The 19,403-nt window shown below is 39.3% G+C and carries 15 protein-coding genes and 1 pseudogene; 5 read left to right on the forward strand and 11 right to left on the reverse strand.

Going from position 1 to position 19,403, the window contains the following annotated elements; all coding sequences use genetic code 11:
* Positions 1–222 precede the first annotated feature (222 nt).
* The 3 genes from paaZ (at position 223) to E0H82_RS02315 (ending at position 5,015) form a co-directional block, all read left to right on the forward strand.
* The gene (paaZ, locus tag E0H82_RS02305) at positions 223–2,331 is read left to right on the forward strand and encodes a phenylacetic acid degradation bifunctional protein PaaZ (RefSeq protein ID WP_131262811.1); all 2,109 of its coding nucleotides are present in this window, start codon (positions 223–225) and stop codon (positions 2,329–2,331) included.
* A gap of 192 nt (positions 2,332–2,523) precedes the next feature.
* On the forward strand, positions 2,524–3,957 hold the full coding sequence (locus tag E0H82_RS02310) for a spinster family MFS transporter (protein WP_131262812.1): 1,434 nt from the start codon (positions 2,524–2,526) through the stop codon (positions 3,955–3,957).
* Between the two features lie 506 nt (positions 3,958–4,463).
* On the forward strand, positions 4,464–5,015 hold the full coding sequence (locus E0H82_RS02315; protein WP_131262813.1) for a GNAT family N-acetyltransferase: 552 nt from the start codon (positions 4,464–4,466) through the stop codon (positions 5,013–5,015).
* A gap of 77 nt (positions 5,016–5,092) precedes the next feature.
* Here the strand turns inward: E0H82_RS02315 and pobA are convergent, their stop codons facing one another.
* Positions 5,093–6,307, reverse strand: a complete 1,215-nt coding sequence (gene pobA / locus E0H82_RS02320) for a 4-hydroxybenzoate 3-monooxygenase (RefSeq protein WP_131262814.1) — start codon at positions 6,305–6,307, stop codon at positions 5,093–5,095.
* Between the two features lie 140 nt (positions 6,308–6,447).
* Between pobA and E0H82_RS02325 the strand changes: the two genes are divergently transcribed.
* Positions 6,448–7,263 (forward strand): IclR family transcriptional regulator, encoded by an 816-nt coding sequence (locus E0H82_RS02325; protein ID WP_131262815.1) that lies wholly within the window; start codon positions 6,448–6,450, stop codon positions 7,261–7,263.
* A 161-nt stretch (positions 7,264–7,424) separates the two neighbouring features.
* On the opposite strand, the gene E0H82_RS02330 is transcribed toward E0H82_RS02325, so the two are convergent.
* The 7 genes and pseudogenes from E0H82_RS02330 to dsdC form a co-directional block, all read right to left on the reverse strand.
* Positions 7,425–8,021, reverse strand: a complete 597-nt coding sequence (locus tag E0H82_RS02330) for a hypothetical protein (protein WP_131262816.1) — start codon at positions 8,019–8,021, stop codon at positions 7,425–7,427.
* Positions 8,022–8,590: 569 nt separating this feature from the next.
* On the reverse strand, positions 8,591–9,112 hold the full coding sequence (locus E0H82_RS02335; protein ID WP_131262817.1) for a hypothetical protein: 522 nt from the start codon (positions 9,110–9,112) through the stop codon (positions 8,591–8,593).
* Between the two features lie 2 nt (positions 9,113–9,114).
* Entirely contained in the window at positions 9,115–9,822 is a 708-nt protein-coding gene (locus E0H82_RS02340) for a hypothetical protein (RefSeq protein WP_131262818.1), read from the reverse strand.
* Positions 9,813–10,238, reverse strand: coding sequence for a hypothetical protein (locus tag E0H82_RS02345; protein WP_131262819.1), 426 nt, complete (start codon positions 10,236–10,238; stop codon positions 9,813–9,815). Before E0H82_RS02345 ends, E0H82_RS02340 begins: the two co-directional genes overlap by 10 nt.
* A gap of 1 nt (position 10,239) precedes the next feature.
* Complete coding sequence (locus tag E0H82_RS02350) at positions 10,240–10,755, reverse strand: DUF4123 domain-containing protein (RefSeq protein ID WP_131262820.1); 516 nt, start codon at positions 10,753–10,755, stop codon at positions 10,240–10,242.
* Between the two features lies 1 nt (position 10,756).
* Complete coding sequence (locus E0H82_RS02355) at positions 10,757–13,327, reverse strand: type VI secretion system Vgr family protein (RefSeq protein WP_228258611.1); 2,571 nt, start codon at positions 13,325–13,327, stop codon at positions 10,757–10,759.
* 436 nt (positions 13,328–13,763) lie between these two features.
* Positions 13,764–14,675 (reverse strand): annotated as a pseudogene (gene dsdC / locus E0H82_RS02360) (DNA-binding transcriptional regulator DsdC).
* Between the two features lie 246 nt (positions 14,676–14,921).
* On the opposite strand from dsdC, the gene E0H82_RS02365 reads away from it, so the two are divergent.
* Positions 14,922–16,259 (forward strand): D-serine ammonia-lyase, encoded by a 1,338-nt coding sequence (locus E0H82_RS02365; protein ID WP_131262821.1) that lies wholly within the window; start codon positions 14,922–14,924, stop codon positions 16,257–16,259.
* 115 nt (positions 16,260–16,374) lie between these two features.
* On the opposite strand, the gene E0H82_RS02370 is transcribed toward E0H82_RS02365, so the two are convergent.
* The 3 genes from E0H82_RS02370 to E0H82_RS02380 all read right to left on the reverse strand — a co-directional run bounded on the left by E0H82_RS02370 (position 16,375) and on the right by E0H82_RS02380 (position 18,825).
* On the reverse strand, positions 16,375–17,148 hold the full coding sequence (locus tag E0H82_RS02370) for an alpha/beta fold hydrolase (protein WP_131262822.1): 774 nt from the start codon (positions 17,146–17,148) through the stop codon (positions 16,375–16,377).
* Positions 17,149–17,411: 263 nt separating this feature from the next.
* On the reverse strand, positions 17,412–18,296 hold the full coding sequence (locus E0H82_RS02375; RefSeq protein ID WP_131262823.1) for a cation diffusion facilitator family transporter: 885 nt from the start codon (positions 18,294–18,296) through the stop codon (positions 17,412–17,414).
* Positions 18,297–18,315: 19 nt separating this feature from the next.
* On the reverse strand, positions 18,316–18,825 hold the full coding sequence (locus E0H82_RS02380) for a cytochrome b (RefSeq protein WP_131262824.1): 510 nt from the start codon (positions 18,823–18,825) through the stop codon (positions 18,316–18,318).
* Between the last annotated feature and the right edge of the window lie 578 nt (positions 18,826–19,403).

Here is a 19,403-nt window from a genome sequence, read left to right on the forward strand (position 1 = left end):
AAAACGATACACAAATAAAATCAATATCAATTTTAAGGTATCATTTAATTAAATTTCACACTTGAATGTAAGATATTGTTTTTAATAAATTTAGTTAAAATTAAATTTTAGTTTGATTTTTTTACATACGAATTACGATTGACTTTTACGCATTTTAATAACAAATTATGAAACATCAAAACTAAAAAATAGTTTAAAACGTATCATAAAAGGAGTTTTACCATGCTAGAGTTAGACAACAACTCAGTGGAGCAACACGATACAACTGAAGACCACCAAACTCAGACGCTTAAAACCCTGAGTTCGTTGGTGTATGGGCAGGAATATTCGTCTCAAGCGGAATTACGTACGGTTTATCATGCCATTACAGGTGAAGCGATTTACCAAGTCAGTAGCCATGGCATCAACACCAAAGCCGTTGTGGAATATGCGAAAAAGCAAGGTGCAGAAATTGCCACATGGACGTTCCATCAACGTGCCAATGCCTTAAAACAAGTCGCACAATATTTATTAGAGCGTAAAGAACACTATTACGAACTGGCCAAAGCAACGGGCTGTACCCGTAAAGATGCGTGGATTGATGTCGAAGGCGGCATAGGAACTTTATTTGCTTACTCAAGCCTTGTACGTCGTGAACTGAGTGATGAAACGGCACTGGTTGAAGATGCATGGATTCCATTGTCTAAACACGGCAATTTTGGTGCCAAACATATTCTGACCTCTAAAGCGGGTGTGGCATTACATATTGATGCCTTCAACTTCCCAATCTGGGGCATGCTGGAAAAAATTGCCCCAACGCTTTTAGCAGGCGTGCCATGTATTGTGAAACCTGCAACCGAAGGTGCTGAACTTACCCATGCGGTGGTCAAAGACATTTTGGCCAGTGGCTTCCTACCCGCAGGTTCACTCCAATTAATCTGTGGTCAAATTTATGATTTAATTGAACAATTAAATCCACAAGACACTGTCACCTTCACAGGTTCAGCAGCAACAGGTCAAAGCCTGCGTGCAAATCCACACTTAAATCACTATTCAATTCCATTCTGTATGGAAGCCGATTCTGTTAACAGTGCGATTTTGACAGAACAAGCCAACGATGAAACCATTGATTTATTTGTGTGTGAAGTGTTCCGCGAAATGACCACCAAAGCAGGACAAAAATGTACGGCGATCCGTCGAGCCTTTGTTCCCGTAGCTTTGCTCGAAACTGTACAAACGCGTTTAGTGGCTAAGCTACAAAAAGTCGTGGTAGGCGACCCTGAAATTGAGGGCGTGACCATGGGCGCTTTGGCGAGTGTGAAACAAAAGTTCAGTGTCGCTGAAAAAGTGGAACAACTGAGCCAAGATGCTAAAGTGGTATTGGGTAGCCACTTACGCCAAGACTTCGAGATACAAGCTAAAAATCCTGAAAAAGGTGCATTTTACCCACCAACTTTATTGCTGTGTGAACAACCGACACAAGCCAAACATATTCATGAAGTAGAAGCGTTTGGTCCAGTTTCCACCCTCATGCCCTACCAAAATCTGGCTGAATTGGCAGATTTAGTAGCGCGTGGTGAAGGCAGCTTGGTGGCTTCCGTGGTGCGTAATGTTGATGAAAATATTGAAGCTTTAATTACCAAAATTGCCCCATGGCATGGTCGTGTACACATTCTGGATGCGGAAAGCGCGAAAGAAAGTACAGGACATGGTTCGCCACTTCCATACTTGGTGCATGGCGGCCCGGGACGTGCAGGTGGCGGTGAAGAACTCGGTGGTTTACGTGCCGTAAAACATTATATGCAACGTACCGCTTTGCAAGGTTCACCAAATGCAATAACTCAAGTCGGTCATAGTTGGACGGCGGGTGCACAAGTGTTTGAAGACCGCGTACACCCATTCAAAAAAGACTTTGATGAACTCCGCGTCGGTGAACGTTTACTCACGGCACGTCGTACCGTGACCGAAGCAGACATTGTGAATTTTGCCTGCCTAAGTGGCGACCACTTCTATGCACACATGGATAAGATTGCTGCTGCGGACTCCTTGTTTGGTGATCGCGTTGCACATGGTTACTTCATTGTGTCCGCAGCAGCAGGTCTGTTTGTAGATGCAGCAGCAGGTCCTGTCATTGCCAATTATGGTATGGATAACCTGCGTTTTGTAGAGCCAGTGAAAATCGGCGATACCATTCAAGTCGAATTGACCTGTAAGCAAAAAACACCAAAACCACTACGTGATCCAGAGCAAAAACCGCATGGTGTGGTGGTTTGGGACATTAAAGTCAAAAACCAACGTAATGAATTGGTGGCAACCTATGACATTTTGACTCTGGTCGAACGGGCTGCATAAACCTAATCCATAAAAAAAGAGAATCAAATGATTCTCTTTTTTTTATAATAAAAAATAAATGTATCTTTTTACCACAAAGTGATTGACCCCACTTAATTTAACCCGTAGATTAAAAATAAGACGATACATATTAAAAACAAAAACAAATATAAAAGTATCAAATAATCTCAAACAGTCAGCACAGGAAGTTGCATGATGAACGATAAATCCATCGATATAGAACTGGTTGAAAGGACGATTCAACCAGAAGTAAAAAACTTCGAACACAACCCCATTGCAGAACATACCGAAGCAGTACAAACGCGCAGTAGTGCTTACCATTGGTATGTGGTGGTCATTTGTATGGTGGCCTACATTCTTTCTTTTGTAGATCGTCAAATTTTATCCTTGATGATTGAACCAATTAAACATGACCTGATGCTGAGCGATACCCAATTCAGCTTGTTGCAAGGTTTAGCATTTTCATTGTTCTATGCGGTTATGGGGGTGCCGATTGCAGCCCTTGCCGACAAAAAATCCCGGATTAAAATTATTGCGATTGGGATTGCCTTTTGGAGTTTTGCTACGGCGGCTTGCGGTTTAAGCAAGAATTTTCTGCAAATGTTCCTGTCTCGTTTAGGTGTGGGTGCGGGTGAAGCAGCACTTTCTCCAGCCTTCTATTCCATTGTTGCCGACTTATTTCCAAAGGAAAAATTGGGGCGTGCCTTAGGTCTGTATGCAATTGGTGCCTTTATTGGTTCAGGACTGGCTTTTTTAATTGGGGGTTATGTGATTGGTTTACTCAAGAATGTGAACTTGGTGACGCTACCACTGATTGGTGAGATTAAAACATGGCAACTCACTTTTATGCTGGTTGGCTTACCGGGTGTATTATTGGCCTTACTGATGATTCTGACCGTACGTGAACCTGAACGTAAAGGTTTGAAAATTGGTCAAGATGGTCAAGTGCTAAAAGCCAGTTTCAAAAACTCGATTGCTTTTATTAAAACCCATAAAAAGACTTTCTTCTGTCATTTTATCGGCTTCTCTTTTTACACCATGATGCTGTACGCATTACTCGGTTGGGCACCAGCCTTCTATATGCGTAATCATGGTTTAGATGCCAGCCAAACAGGTTATATCCTTGGCACGATTATTTTGATTGCCAATACATCAGGCGCATTATTCTGCGGATGGCTCATCGACTTTTTCTCTAAACGAGGTTATAGCGATGCAGCGATTCGTAGTGGTATGATCGGCTGTGCAGCCCTGATTATTCCAAGTGTTTTATTCACCCAAGTGGATAATATGTACCTCTCATTTGCCCTGATTTTTGTGGCTATGTTCTTCTCGACTTTTCCAATTCCAGCGTCAGCGGCAGCCACCCAAATGCTCACGCCAAACCAATTACGTGCTCAAGTGTCTGCCAAATTTCTGCTGGTTTCTAATTTAATTGCTTTAGGCATTGGCACCACCGCAGTTGCTTTAATTACAGACAAATATTTCCAAAATACTGTGATGGTGGGTAATTCAATTTCGATTGTGAATGCTGTAGCAGGCGTACTTGGTACATTCTTACTGTACAAAGGTTGCCAATATTACCGCGACAGTATTCAACTCGAAAAAGAAGCTGAACACGCACAGTAGATCAGTGCTGTTCAACTCACATCGGCGAAAGGCTCTCCTTTCGCTTTTTTATGTTTTGCACTGAAGATGCTTGATATAAATCAATTCACGACCTTAACGCTGTGAATTGCAGAATATTTATTTGGCATCATTATGCATGCAATAAATCGAATAGATGAAACTACTTCTCATATACTAAACCGTTTGGCAAGATCCAGAATCAGCTTATATTCGCAGTAGTTTAACATCCCATGGTTGGGCATCATCAACGCAACAGGTCGAAGTGCTTGTTCCTGCATAGGAGCATATCACCTATGATCTACTTCAACGTGATTTCACCATTCAACAACAAATTTGAGTCATTGATGGGAAACTTGATATTCAATCAGGGCGATTGACCTTACCATCCATTTAGAACATCCGATTATTTTTAGCAATCCAAATACAGAACCTTATTGTTATGTTTTAACGATTGAAGATAGAAAAATCTCATACAATATGCGCCTTACACCTGCTTGGAACCTGTGATGTCACAAAGTGAAGCCTCTTTAACCGAGTTTAAACTGATTGAATGTAATGAAACCGAGCATGCAGTTGCTATTTTAGAGATTCTGAATGAGGCGATACTCAATTCCACTGCCCTATATGACTATCAGCCACGCACACTGCAAAGTATGCAGTCGTGGTTTGCCATCAAACGAGAGCAAAACTTTCCTGTGCTTGGCATCGTTAATCCGACTGGGGAATTACTCGGCTTTGCGACGTGGGGAACTTTTAGAGCCTTCCCAGCTTATAAATATACGGTCGAACACAGCATTTATATTCACCATGCATATCGCGGTTGTGGGCTGAGTAAAATCCTGATGCAGACACTCATTGAAAAAGCACAACAGCAACAATTGCACGTCATGGTGGGCTGTATCGATGCCAACAATGTTGCCAGTATTCAGTTGCATCAAAAACTTGGTTTTAGCCATTCAGGTACGATTCAACAGGCAGGGTTTAAATTTGGGCGTTGGTTAGATGCTGCATTTTACCAACTAACGCTTACAACCCCACTACACCCTCAGGATGGTTAAACTCAATTCCATCTGTGTAAAAATAAAAAAGAGAGCATTGTGCTCTCTTTTTAGAATCTAAGAATAGAAAAACCGGTTTAACTGGCCTGCTGAAAATCACTTAAGCGCTTAATTTCATAAGGTAAACCGACATAATTTTCCGCCAATGTAGTCTGTCCTGCCAATGAGCCGAGTACATAGCTCAATTCGGCCTGCTTAATTTTATGATCAAACTCACTTTCGGTTTCAAAGCGATGCAATAAATGGGTCATCCACCAAGAAAAACGTTCTGCTTTCCACACCCGCTGCAAACATTTTTCCGAGTACTCTTCAATACCCTGCTCGGAGCCATCTAAGTAATACTGAATTAAGGCACTGGATAAATAGGCAATATCTGAAGCCGCCAAATTCAAACCTTTAGCACCTGTTGGTGGAACAATATGTGCAGCATCACCTGCCAAGAAGAGTTTGCCAAAACGCATCGGTTCCGTCACAAAACTACGCAATGGTGCAATACTTTTATCAATGGATGGACCTGTGATTAATTTCTCTCGACTTTCGGGGTCTAGACGGTTTTTCAACTCATCCCAAAACTGCTCATCTGACCAATTATCAACATGATCAGTTAATGGCACCTGCAAATAGTAGCGACTGCGCGTTTCTGAACGCATACTGCACAAAGCAAAGCCACGCTCCGACTGTACATAAATCAATTCATCGGACACAGGCGGCACATCGGCCAGCACACCCAACCAGCCAAAAGGGTAAATTTTTTCAAAAGTCTTAATTTTATCTTCAGGTACACTGGCACGGCAGATGCCATGATAACCATCACAACCTGCAATAAAATCACACTCTATTTGATAAGACTGGTTTTGATATTCAAAAGTTACTTTCGGCTGTGTATAAAAGTCATCAATCTGTACATTGTGTGCTTCATAGAATGAACTTAAACCGGCTTGCTCACGTGCCTGCATTAAATCTTTGGTCACTTCGGTCTGACCATACACGGTCACTTGCTTACCGCCTGTCAGTGCAGCTAAATCTAAGCGATGTTTTTGCCCTTGAGTCAGAATTTCAATCCCTGAATGTGGTAGACCATGCGCTTTAAGATTTTGATCGACACCTGCTTCGGTCAACAAGTCCACCGAAACCTGTTCTAAAATCCCTGCGCGGATACGTGAAGCGACATAGTCGGCACTACGCTGCTCAATAATGACATGCTCAATCCCTGCTTTATAAAGCAATTGCCCGAGTAGTAACCCTGCGGGACCTGAACCAATAATTGCCACTTTGGTTTTTACAGTTTCCATGTTTTCATCCTTGCTCATTCCTTGTTTTAAAATATGCGGGGATGATCTTTTGAGCTAGATAGAAAAATTTAAATTGACCGTATATCATTAGAGTTGTCCGAATATCGGACAAAAGCAATTCATTTTTCAGGATAAGCAGTATGGAAGCTGAGCAAAACAAGGTCATACATCCACATTCACAAGACGTCATACTTCAAGCCGACTACATTGCAGGTCTAGCCAAAGGCTTACATATTTTGGAAGCCTTCGGAGTCGATCGGCAGCGTCTGAACGTGACCCAAGTGGCCGAACGCACAGGCATCAGCCGGACTGCGGCAAGGCGGCATTTAAAAACCCTGAAATTTTTAGGCTATTTGGAAACCGATGAACATTATTTTTGGTTAACCCCACGAGTCTTACGTTTTTCTAGCGCTTATTTAAGTTCGGCACATCTGCCTAAAGTGGCACAATCTTTACTGAATTTACTGTGTGCACAGACATCGCTAACCTTTTCCATGGTGGTTTTAGATGAACATGAAGTGGTGCCGATTGCGCGTAGTTATCTACCACAACAAGATCAGTTTCGCGTTAATCCGTATGGTATGCATTTGGGCAATCGCCTGCCTGCACATGCTACTTCGACAGGTAAAGTTTTATTGGCGGCTTTATCGAAAGAAGCACAACGCACTTGGATAGATAAATATGGACTTAAACGTTTAACTCCGCTCACCATTACTGATAAAGATAAGTTTTATGCAGAACTCGAAACTGTAGCGTTATCGGATTATTGTCTATCGAAAGAAGAACATGAGTTGGGGATTATTGCGCTTGCTGTACCCGTGTTAAATGCACAAGGCCAGACCATTGCAGCCATTAACTGTATGTCACAAAGCAACCGTACCAGTGAAGAGTATTTAATTCAGCAAGTTTTACCGTTATTAAGACATGCGGCAAATGAGTTGCGTGGCTTAATTTAAGGCCTACTCAGACTTAAGCGCTACACAGATAGCTAAATGTTGGACATTTAATCCAGAAAATATACTAAACGAATAACACCTATGTGTTCAACATAAAAAAGCCACGGCAATTGCATGGCTTTTTTTAAATTTTAAGAGATAAAAATAAGGGCCATCTCCGCTTATTTCACAGGAATCATGAGATGTTGATAAGGGGTTCCTGACCACATAATATAAGGAACTGTGGTATCAGGCTGTGCGCTTTTCGGATACATATCATAAAAACTTTGCGATGCACCTACAATCATGACATGCGGACCTGTTTGCAGCCAATGATTGTTTGCGGTTGGTTTGGTGGCATAGGGGTCGACATTGCTCGCGTCAGTCCCTCCCATAAGCATGTACATGAAACCAATTTCACCTTCTACTGGTTTTTTATGACCAATCCAAGCTTCTGCCCATGCTAAAGCAGTTGGATCCATACACATCGGGTCTGGACCAGGTGTTGCAGGGTTATCGGGCATGCAGGTAAAGTTATTTTGTCCTTTACGCAAAATACGCATTTTTCCATTGGTATCCATTGCCATGATGGTCGCTTCAGCACTGACATTCATTGGTGCCGCACTCATAGCACTCATCATCGCTTTTTTATCATTGGCAGAATGCGAGCTATGCATTGCCATGTCCATACTAGAACCGTTGTAATCATCCATAGCGAAAGTCATGGGCGACAATAAAAAAATACATCCAGCAGTGATTAAAAATTTGAGGAAATTCATGGCATATCCTCCGATTTTGAGGTTAAGTGTGTAATGCAAACTTAGGTTCTGCACTACACCTGCCATAGCTTTTAAAAATGGAATGAAATTCAAGATTATCATTCTTGTCATGTCTATTTTTTAACCATAACAAGGCAAAGTCAATATCATGGATACCTTATATTACAAAAACAAAAATTTAGATAAAAATCAGTACTATGATGCCTTGCTCAATTTATTCTGTGTTTCTTTTTGCTTATATAATTTTCGGAATTTTGTATGACTAACAATACTACTATACAAACAAGCCAATGATTCATCTTGTGAAAACATCGACTTAAGTAGGATTCGAGCTAATTAGTATTCCAATTTAAAAATGGAAACCGAGGATGATTACGAAAGAAATTTACAACTTGCTCAATTTTACTCATAATTAACTCTTTAATATCTCGCCTTTCATCACATCTAAGTCAATACGTCTACAATTTTGCCGTTTCTTATCTACTAAGACATATAATTTCTCAGAACCAATAAAGTCTTATTCTCTCCTCCAAAACCAACTCAAGAGTGAGCTTGAATATTTACACAACTCACTCATCATCAAAATTCAAATTACTTTCTTCAAAGTATTGTAAATCTTTAAAAGTCATTTTCTTTTCAAAGATTGTTTTGAAAATCGTATCTATCTTTTGTAATGCCAAAGTATTATTAAAGTCGAGAAGTATAGCAATTTCATTATACCATTCTTCTTGAGGTGCATTCGTCTCCCAACGGTCTCCCCATCTATCATCCCTAGAAATTTGAACTGAAAACTTTGTTTCAATATTACCGTTTTTATCAGCTTTGATACATCCTAAATAAACCACAAGCTCTATTTTTGAGTTAATGCACATTAATGGATATGCAACCTCACCATCAGGATTACGTCTAAAATCTATATAATTGTAAGCATAAGACCAATCTTTATATTGTTCCGCTGAAATATAAGATTTTAGCAAATTGGTTAAACATAAATACATTGCACAATATTCATCATAATTGGTATACCAATTATGAAAAGGAAATTTGTGATGATTTCTAAAAAAAGCTACTATTTGTTCTGATTTATTCATATTTAACCCTTTAAAATTTCACCTTTAATAATATCTAAATCTATTCTTCGACTATCAAATTCAGGAGGAATTACACCTGTAAAATGTCGTCCTATAAAACTAAATGAGTGCTTTCCAACTGTAACACCGTATGGTGTTTTAGATTTCATCCATGCTAATTGAGCCTTATATGCTTTCGTTGCACCATTATGATAATCAATAGGGCTTTTAATTTTCGTGTCAGGTTTACTATGCCCCTCTATTTTCAACATAGCTATACGCATTGAAAGTGCATATTGCTTACATAGAAGTAATGGTGGTGGGACTGGTTGATTTGTCCAAGCACTACCAGCTTCAGTTGCAGTTACAATCATGCGATATCCATTTTGTGCTTGGATTCGACCACTGTGTTGCCCTTTATTACATTCTTTATTATTACTACTACAAGATTTTTCTAACTCTTTAGTCTTTGCTTTACTTGATGCTAATGCTCTATCTTTTTGTTCCTGCGAAATAGATGACCGGCTATCCTCTATATCCTCTTCTGCTACATTAATATTAATATTATGCATTCCTGAAATTGTTCCATCACCTAATGTGGATGGGGTTAAAACTCCAATCAATATCGCGCTGATAGGATTTACTCTAGTACCTGTTTTAACAACAGTACCTGCCGTTTCAGAGACTGTTCCCCATCCACCTAAACTACCTATATCCGCTGCTACTGCCATGTTTCTTTCTCCAAGGCAGCATAGAATTTTTGGGATTCAGAATTATTCAAGCAACTTTCTACAATCCCTGCTAAAACATCTATTCTTAAATATGGGGGCCATAACCTTTCTTCTAAAATTCCTCTATTCCATTTGTCTTCTTCAATATTATATTTATTCACAATGAAACAAATCTCCCCATAGACCGCGCGCCATTTGTTGTAGTCAATATCATCTTCCAAACCATGTAAATATTTTTTCACGCGAGTTTGGGCAAGAAGTAAAAAATCAACACCTTTTTTCTCATCATCGTCAAAATATTTTTTGGAAAGTAAAGGAAATTTTTCTTTTAACCTATTCCAATTCCACAAAGCTAATTCTTCTTCACGATCTGTAGTAAATGAATCGATTTGTTCTTGCGTAAACTTAATTGCCATATCAATCGCTCACTAAATTATTAAAGGTGTCATTGGCTTGCTGAACCCACCAGTTATTCAAGGGCTTAAATAATTTTTGATATTCCTGCTTATCCAACATTTTATCTAAGATTTTAGTAATAGATGGATCGTAAAACCGAAACAAAGCGAGTTCACCATTCGGCATCTCAGCCTGTAAAAATGGCTGTAAATGCTTTATTAGTGATTGTTTAGACAAAGATGTTTCTATTAGTGAAAACATCCCTATATTCTCGCTAACTAAAAGTGTCCATTGCAGTGTTTCATTGTTTCCTTGATCGATGTGCATCAACAAAGGAGATACTTCTAAGGGCGAAGTTTCATCGATAGTGCCGTGAAATAAGTTTCCAATTTGATTGAATTGTTTTTCCGACAGTGTCTTTAACCACCGTTTAATGTAGATATGATTTTTCGCACTATCTAAAAGCAAATAAAAGTTTAAATTTGGATTCGATTCTTGCTGTTGAGAAATATGATCAAAGAGTTGATTAGTATTCATATCAAATTTCCCGATGTACAAACGGTAATGATTTCCTAGCTGCATCTAACAAACATGGAATACAGATTTTGCTAGAAATATTCGGCAACTGAAAATTATGATTGCTCCCTTTAAGGAACTTAGTTTGAGAAGATTTTACTTCGACTAATCCGGGACTATTAATTTCAATTGAACCATCAGTTTTTATTTTGATGTACCCACCACCACAAGTCAGCATAATTTCTTTTTTGGCTGCAATCGTGATGGCATTTTCAGTGCTCATAATCTTGCAATCTTTTAAAGATGCTAAATCTAGCTCATCATTTTGTGCATGAATTTTGATATTCCCTTGTGTGGCAAAAGCATTAATTCCATTTTCTTGTGTATAAAAACTTAAGCCTTTTGCTGCATGAGCAGTCAATTCACCAGATGAGCTCAAATCAAATTGTTTCCCAGCCATCATTTTTATATTTTCTTTAGCAACATGAGTTTGATTTTGCTGACTTACTGAAATAAAGTCTTTGGGGGCACTGACTAAAATATTGAATTCGTCGAATTTCTCTAAGGTACTCTCAACTTGAGTTAGAAGATCTTGACTAATTTGATAATTTTCATCTTGAAAGACTTTACTGGTTCGAGCATTGTTTTCTAAAGTTTTAAGTTGATCCAAAGATTCCGTTAATTGCATTAACAGTTCTTGAATATTCAACTGAATATCTGAAGCACTGTTTTGGCTTGCAGCGCTAATTAGTAAACCTTTACCTGCACGTACTGCCCCCCAAGCATCAGTACGTAACTCAAAACCTTCTCCACGGTCTTCACTTTCTTCGGTGGCTTTAGGATGACTCAGTTTACCTAAATTGAGTTGACTTGCCGCATGACTGCTTTGCAACTGGGCACTAATTTGACCCGTGCTGTCATCAAATCGGAGCTGGTTAAAGCCTTCTCCCTGATATTCTTTAGATTTAATGCCTGCCAGTTTTTTGGTATCAGGGAGTTGTCCTGCATTATCGAATTTTGTAGGAGAACGCTGTGCTTCATGAAGACGTCCCACCACAAAAGGACGATCTATGTCTCCTTGAAAGAAGTCAATGACTACAATTTCCCCGATACGCGGCAAGAAACGTGCCCCGTAGCCTTCACCCGCCCATGGGGTCAATACATCCACCCAAGCAGAGTCCGTATCGTTATCATTGCTGCCCGCACCACCATCATGTGTATGGTCTTCATTTCTTGTGAATAAAAAGCGAACTTTGATGCGCCCCCATTCATCGACATGGATTTCTTCACCATTCGGTCCAACCACCTGAGCACGTTGCGGGTGGGCAGCTGGGCGATGTTGCTCGGGATGATAAGCGGGTACAGTTTTAATATGTCGACGTTGTAAGCTCAGCAGATTGCCTTGGCGCTGTTCACTTGCAATGCTGCTCAGTGTAGATGTAAATTGCCAGTGACTTTGTTGGAGAAGTTGCTCCAATTGTTGGTTTAAATCTTTAGGCAGGTTATTTTGGCTATAAAAGGTTTTTTCGGTAATGAGAAATTCTTTGTCTGCACCACTGTGTTGATTAATTTCTGGATGGTCTTGCAGTTCAAACCAGTAACCCACATGAGCATCTCGCACCGTAGACTGGGCACAGAAATGCTTGGCTTGTGCATTGTAATAGTCCGATAACTGCTGGTTAAATTGTTCTAGTTGTGGATTGCCCGATGCTGTTGCACCATCCTCCCCATTCAGGTCTTGCATCCATGCGGGTGAAAAATGCCATGCTTGTTCTAGCCCTAAACTTGCAACATCATATTGCTCACTTTGCTGATGTTTGCTTTGTACACTGCCTGCACCATCATCTTGGGTCAGTGCATCAGCTTGCCAGCGCTGAACATGCACTGCTGTGGGCTGTAACTGGCGTTGTGCCTGCCAATCGATAATGCTATCTGCGGCTTGAACGGCACTGCTCTGATGAAAACGGATAAAACATCGTGGCAGGGCTTGGTAGTGCTGGTTATCATCAATTAAGCGTAGTTTTTGTGCTTGAATCGGTTGGTGAATTTGGGCAAGCAGTGTTTGTGCTTCATCAATCAGCCAACTCATCCCTTCGCTTCTGAGGAGCCGAGTTAAAAAATCATAATCACTTTCATTGCTTTGCATAATGAAAGGTCGAATGTCATACTCTCGGCTCAGCCCTGCTAAATCAAGGCTCAGGCTTGCCGCAAATAGCGGACTTTTTTGTTGCCACTCTTGGAACAGAATGTTGACCACATCCACCACATTTTTATTCATAAACACACGACTGTTACGGCGTTGTTTCCATAAGGTGGTCGGGTCTTCAAGTATGAGGCGATATAAAGTCAGTGCACCATCGCTTGCTCCAGCTTGAGCTTGGGTGATGATGCCTGTGATACGGCTCAATTGGCCTGTGTCAGTCACTTGGTCTATAGCGACCTGACAGCCAATAAACTGTTTTAGCGGAATAAATGCATGTGTCGACAAGCAAATTAAACTGGCGGTTAAGCCTTGATTTAAGCCATGCGTCCCGTCTATTCGCTGTAAATAGACCTGCTGATTCAGCAACGCATTGGCAAACTGGATATGCAATACACGTTATTGTGTAGTGAATCCCAGCTGTTCTAAAGCAGCATAAATATGATTCAACATAATGTTTTTAATAAATATAAAGTGGATGTCGTAATTATAAAGTTTGCCGTATAGTATAAAAATTTAGCGTTTTTGACCAGTGCCAAGCTGAATTTTATGACACTTTGTGACACAAATTGACAATATGGAAAGAAATCACACAGTATTATTTACGCTATAGATGCATGATTTCGTGAATGAAAATGTGCTAAACATTTAACTGAAAAAATATTGAATATAAATAAAAATCAAAAATATATAGTTAATTTTTTTCTTAAACCTCTCTCCAATCCCTAAGATATTTTACAAACTACTGATCAACAGAATATTCAATCTAATTCAGGCTTTCTGTGTTTACAAAATTATTTCAATTCAACCATATTCAGTTATTCAAAAATTAGGTTTGTGCTTTTAACCATGTCACAAAAGCATCGACTTTAGGCAACATCCGACCTGTCGGTAAAGCAAGGTAATAATGCTGTTCACATACCAAAGACTTTTCAGGAAAGGGAATTATTAATCTCCCATTTTCAAGATCTTGTTGCACTAACCTTTTTCGACCCATACAAATCCCCAAATGCTATTTTGCAGCCAAGAGCGCCAAATCGGATCGATCAAACTGCATCCCCTTTGACGTATTCAGTTCTACTGCAAAATGATTTGCCCAACTCTGCCACTCTTCAGTTCCCGTACCGTTCTGCCATGCTTGGCTGTCATGCAACAAAGTGCAATCTTTTAAATGCTGTTCATGACCCATTAAATTCATTTTTTCCGCATATTCTGAACTGCAAACAGGTCCGATGTGTTCATCCATCAAATACTGATAATTCAGATTCGCTAAAGGCTGATGATCAAAATAAATCGCCAGATCAATGCCTGTACGTTGAAAATTCACCATCTCATTGCCTGTTAAAATTGACAGTTCAATTAATGGATATTGTTGAATAAAATCCTGCAATTTAGGAATCAGCCAACATTGGGTAATCGAGGGTCGTGCGTAAATGGTGAGAGAACCCGCCAAAGCCTGATTTTGAATCGCTTTTATTTCGGTACTTAAATGATCAAAAGATAGTTGTAAAGCCGCCAGTAATCTGTGCCCTGCATGACTCAAAACCACCTTACGATGTAACCGTTCAAATAATTGAATATTGAGTTCATTTTCAAGCAGATTGATTTGATGGCTGACAGCACTCGGTGTCAAACATAACTCAGCGGCTGCCATGGCAAATGATTCATGTCTTGCAGCAACTTCAAAAGTATAAAGTTTGGATAACTGAAAGCCTGTTAGATTGTTATAAGACATACTCATTTGTTTTATCTCTATTCATGGCTCTCATCTTGATATTGAAATTAAGCATACGCTTTGACTTAAAATCAATTCATCTAAACATGTTTTATTCAGCACTAAGGCGCATTACAGATGAATTATTTTCATGCATACGTCAAATATCATCATTTGACCCCGTGTAGTAAATGCATTGAAATAAGCTCATCGTCGTTGTCTTGCCACTAAATATTTCTGTTTTTAGCCTGCAAAACCTATATGAGCCATCACATGAATCCTCAACAGATCCAGCAACTCACTAAACAGTATCCTATCGTTAAAACATTGATCGAACTGAAAGAAACCATTTGGTTTAATCCTGATTTCACAACACTAGAAGAAGGATTGCCTTATGTTGGACTTAATCAGGCAGATATTCATGATGCACGTGACCGCTTAGCTCGCTTTGCGCCCTATCTAATGACAGCATTTCCAGAAACAGCCGCAAACAATGGCATCATCGAATCTGAACTGGTATCTATTTCAAAGATGCAACAACAATTAGAAGCACAATACAGACAAAAAATTGAGGGAACGCTGTGGCTTAAAAAAGACAGCCATTTACCCATTTCTGGTTCTATTAAAGCTCGTGGAGGTATTTATGAAGTGCTCTATTTTGCAGAAAAACTAGCACTCGATGCAGGCTTACTCACCCTTCAAGACAACTATGCCAAATTAAACTCGTCTGAATTTAAAAAGTTTTTCAGTCAATATCGTATTGCAGTAGGATCAACTGGAAATCTAGGGCTATCGATTGGCATCATGAGTGCACAACTGGGTTTTAATGTAACAGTACATATGTCGGCAGATGCTCGCCAATGGAAAAAAGACAAATTACGTGCACATGGTGTTATCGTAGTTGAATACACAGAAGATTATGGTGTTGCAGTTGAAGCAGGACGCAAAGCCGCGCTTTCAGATCCAAACTGCTATTTTATAGATGATGAAAACTCCAAAAACCTGTTTTTAGGTTATGCCGTGGCAGGGGAACGTTTAAAGCAGCAATTACAACAACGTGATATTCAAGTCGATCAAGAACACCCTTTATTGGTCTACTTACCTTGTGGTGTCGGTGGTGGCCCTGGTGGCGTGGCCTTTGGTTTAAAAATGGCATTTGGCGATCATGTGCATTGCTTTTTTGCCGAACCAACACATTCTCCTTGCATGTTATTGGGCATTGCCACAGGCTTGCATGATCAAATCTCGGTACAAGACATCGGCATCGACAACATCACCGATGCAGATGGACTCGCTGTCGGTCGCGCTTCTGGTTTTGTCGGTCGTGCTATGCAACGTTTATTGGATGGTCTTTACACCTTAGATGACCAGACCCTTTATCAATTGCTGGGTTTGCTGAACCAAACCGAAAAACTGCAATTAGAACCTTCAGCTCTAGCTGGCATGTTGGGGCCCGTACTCATTTCAAAACATCCTGAATATGCGGCAATGCATCATTTCACGGAGCAACAATTGCAGAATGCCCATCATATTGTTTGGGGCACGGGGGGCGGCATGGTGCCAGAGGAAGAGATGGCAAACTATTTAGCCAAAGCAGCTATATCGAATTAAGTTTTTTCTGCCAGTTCACTCCAGCAGTGTAGAAACAGCGCTTCAGCACATAGGCTAAAGGTGTGTTTCTACATTTTTTTTCAACCTTAATGAAATACAATCCATACCGCATGATTTAAATGTCTTTGATAAAATTCTGAATCAACTTCAGGACTTCAGTTTCTTTTTCTTGATGCGGAAAATGACCACAATCCTTTAAGATTTGCAGTTCCGTTTCGCCCGCTGCCAAATCAACAAAACGCTGCGGTTGAGCCAGAGTTGCATATTCATCTTGCTCGCCATGAATCACCAACATTGGGCAGTGAATCTGACGAATCTGGTCATTAATATTCCAATCTACAAATGTAGGGGACAACCATGTATCCGTCCATGCATTTAAAACCCACTGCGCTTTATTGCCATGAAATTTTGCTAATCGGCCAATAAATTTTTCATTATTAAAACTATGTTTAGCTTTCAGGATGCCTGCTAGGGTTACATCTTCGACTTCAGTTTGTGCGGAAGCCGTAATGACGGCACGACATTGTTCTGGATACACTCCTGCACAAACTGCTGCCATGCCACCTCCAACACTGTGTCCCATAACCAGAAACTGCTCAAGCTGAAAATGCTGTAGCACCTGTTGAAATGTAGAGGATGCTTCATCGGTCACAAAATTTAAATTTAACTGGGCTAATGGCGATGACTTACCAAAACCTAGACGATCATAAGCAATGACATCCCTTTGTGTCATTGCCGCCAGTTTCTCTGGAAAAGTTTTCCAAAGTTCTACACTTCCCAAGGATTCATGCAATAAAATGATCGGTGCTTGCTGACTCAATCCAACTGACCATCGCTTTATATAAATCTGCTGATCTGCAAAGTTTATGATTTGCTCTACAATGTTCATGCTCTTTTTCTTCTGATCAAAATTTTATATTGGTTCAAATATTAATCAAAAATAAAAAATAAGTGGTGACCCATGATTCAAATCCCACTGCATAAGATCATTTTATTCATCTAAGCACAATCCAACTACGTTGCTTAGTATCTCATTCATTCAAAGGGAAAATTGAAGCCAATAAACGTATGACGTATTTTCAATAAATCTTTTAAAATTCAGGCATCTTGAATCTTATTTATTCTTGATGCCTATTTATGTCCACTTTTAAATTATATCGGGTCAATGTGAGTGACCACATCAATCACATTATGTTTTTTGAGGACTTCATTTCTGGCATCGACTGCAATTTTGTGCCCTTCTCTTACACTTTGCTCGCCACTGACTTCCAAATGAACATCCACAATAATCATGTCGCCCATTTTACGGGTTCTGAGTTGATGTAAACCCAATATGCCCTCTTTATTCAATAAGGTTTCTTTTATAGCCGCTATTTCATCTTCATTTGCCGACTTGTCCATCAAATCATGTAAGCCCGTCCAGCTAAACTCGAAACCCATTTTGGCAATCATCAAACCGACAATTAAGGCCGCAATTGGATCAAGAATCGGATATCCAGCGAGATTGCCAATAATCCCCAATGCCACAACAAAAGAAGATGCTGCATCTGAACGTGCATGCCAAGCATTCGCAATCAGCAAACTCGATTTTACTTTTTTGGCAACAAACATCATATAGCGGAACAAAAGTTCCTTACAGATCAATGCCGTAATCGCAACCCAAAGTGCCAGACTATGCACTTGGGGAATTTGCTCGGGGTGAAGAATTTTATGCGTTGCCGTCCATAACATGCCTATCCCAACGAACAGTAAAATTAAACCAAGTACAAAAGATGCTGCATTTTCAAAACGGAGATAACCATAAGGATGGACATCATCTGGCGCTTTTTGACTATGACGATTCGCAACCAAGACAATAAAGTCAGCGACTAAGTCACTTAACGTATGAACACCATCCGCAACTAAACCTTGTGATTTAGAAAAAATACCAATCCATATCTGCCCAATCGACAAGAAAATATTAACTGCAACACTTACCCATGTTGACTTTGAAGCAGCTTTTGCCCTCAACTCAAGATCAATATTTGATTCAATCATAATCTTTTAAGCTCTTGGTTCATTTTTTAAAATAAAGCATACTTTTCAAAACATTGTCTTTAAATACATAATGATGAATTAATGCCGCACATGCATGAAAGCCGATCAGTACCATAAAGAAATTCCCTAGAAATTCATGGATTTCACCAATTATTTCTACATCCCATGAATTACTTATGAGGGGTAAACTCATTCCAAACAACTGATAACCCTCGGCTAAACCAGATAAAGTTACCCAGCCCAACACAGGAATTAAAAATAACAATGAATAAAGCGTGTATTTCACCATCAAAAATAATGTTCTTTGATATTTACTCCTTGGTTTATTCTGTGGAATATCTTTTCGATAAATAGAAATTATTATAATTCTGATCAAAAATAACAGAAATACGGATATCCCAGCAAAAACATGGAGTTCTCCACTTTTTAAATGCACTGTTGGGTCTCCCCCAGTGGTATAAGCCAACACGACCAGGAAGAGCGTAAGCCAATGGATGATCATTATGGGCAAAGGATATTTATTTTTCATAACAACCCCTAAATTCAAAACTATAAATAGATTTTAATACATTATAAAAAGGATCTTAAATTTAAATTAATTTATGAAAATATTTTTAAAATCAAACACTAAAAATCAAGGCTATTTCGTATTAAAATAAAAATAATCATTCTCAACTTCATTCATTTTAGATTCATAGATAAATATAAGATCCGACTAAATTTTAGATATTTTTATTTTATTACGTTTAATTCAAGAATATTGTATACATAGATTTTATTGCGTAAAAGTCAAAAATCAAACGTGAGCATCGTTCTCTTTTTTTAAGCAAAACTAGGGATGAAATCTACCACATCCTCTTTTAGAGTTTAATTCAGCCAATGTTCTAACTCTAAAATTTATTAAGTGATATCAAAGCAATTCGTGATATAGCAAAAATGAAGAAATGCTTGAATTTAAGTAGACTCATCGGTGTACGCATGTTCGCTGTTTAGGCTTATGCAGATGAGAATGATGATTAACGCAATACGAAAAAATAGGTGCATTCAACAAAGCTGTTTCACATAAAATTCACTATCTAATGAATATTATTGGATTGAAAGTTTAAT

This window comes from Acinetobacter sp. ANC 4910 (assembly GCF_004331035.1).
Classification (GTDB): domain Bacteria; phylum Pseudomonadota; class Gammaproteobacteria; order Pseudomonadales; family Moraxellaceae; genus Acinetobacter.

What these genes read in the sequence shown, in the direction of transcription:
- paaZ (WP_131262811.1), top strand. Translation starts at nt 223, where the DNA reads ATGCTAGAGTTAGACAACAACTCAGTGGAGCAACACGATACAACTGAA.
- E0H82_RS02310 (WP_131262812.1), top strand. Translation starts at nt 2,524, where the DNA reads ATGATGAACGATAAATCCATCGATATAGAACTGGTTGAAAGGACGATT.
- E0H82_RS02315 (WP_131262813.1), top strand. Translation starts at nt 4,464, where the DNA reads ATGTCACAAAGTGAAGCCTCTTTAACCGAGTTTAAACTGATTGAATGT.
- pobA (WP_131262814.1), bottom strand. Translation starts at nt 6,307, where the DNA reads ATGGAAACTGTAAAAACCAAAGTGGCAATTATTGGTTCAGGTCCCGCA.
- E0H82_RS02325 (WP_131262815.1), top strand. Translation starts at nt 6,448, where the DNA reads ATGGAAGCTGAGCAAAACAAGGTCATACATCCACATTCACAAGACGTC.
- E0H82_RS02330 (WP_131262816.1), bottom strand. Translation starts at nt 8,021, where the DNA reads ATGAATTTCCTCAAATTTTTAATCACTGCTGGATGTATTTTTTTATTG.
- E0H82_RS02335 (WP_131262817.1), bottom strand. Translation starts at nt 9,112, where the DNA reads ATGAATAAATCAGAACAAATAGTAGCTTTTTTTAGAAATCATCACAAA.
- E0H82_RS02340 (WP_131262818.1), bottom strand. Translation starts at nt 9,822, where the DNA reads ATGGCAGTAGCAGCGGATATAGGTAGTTTAGGTGGATGGGGAACAGTC.
- E0H82_RS02345 (WP_131262819.1), bottom strand. Translation starts at nt 10,238, where the DNA reads ATGGCAATTAAGTTTACGCAAGAACAAATCGATTCATTTACTACAGAT.
- E0H82_RS02350 (WP_131262820.1), bottom strand. Translation starts at nt 10,755, where the DNA reads ATGAATACTAATCAACTCTTTGATCATATTTCTCAACAGCAAGAATCG.
- E0H82_RS02365 (WP_131262821.1), top strand. Translation starts at nt 14,922, where the DNA reads ATGAATCCTCAACAGATCCAGCAACTCACTAAACAGTATCCTATCGTT.
- E0H82_RS02370 (WP_131262822.1), bottom strand. Translation starts at nt 17,148, where the DNA reads ATGAACATTGTAGAGCAAATCATAAACTTTGCAGATCAGCAGATTTAT.
- E0H82_RS02375 (WP_131262823.1), bottom strand. Translation starts at nt 18,296, where the DNA reads ATGATTGAATCAAATATTGATCTTGAGTTGAGGGCAAAAGCTGCTTCA.
- E0H82_RS02380 (WP_131262824.1), bottom strand. Translation starts at nt 18,825, where the DNA reads ATGAAAAATAAATATCCTTTGCCCATAATGATCATCCATTGGCTTACG.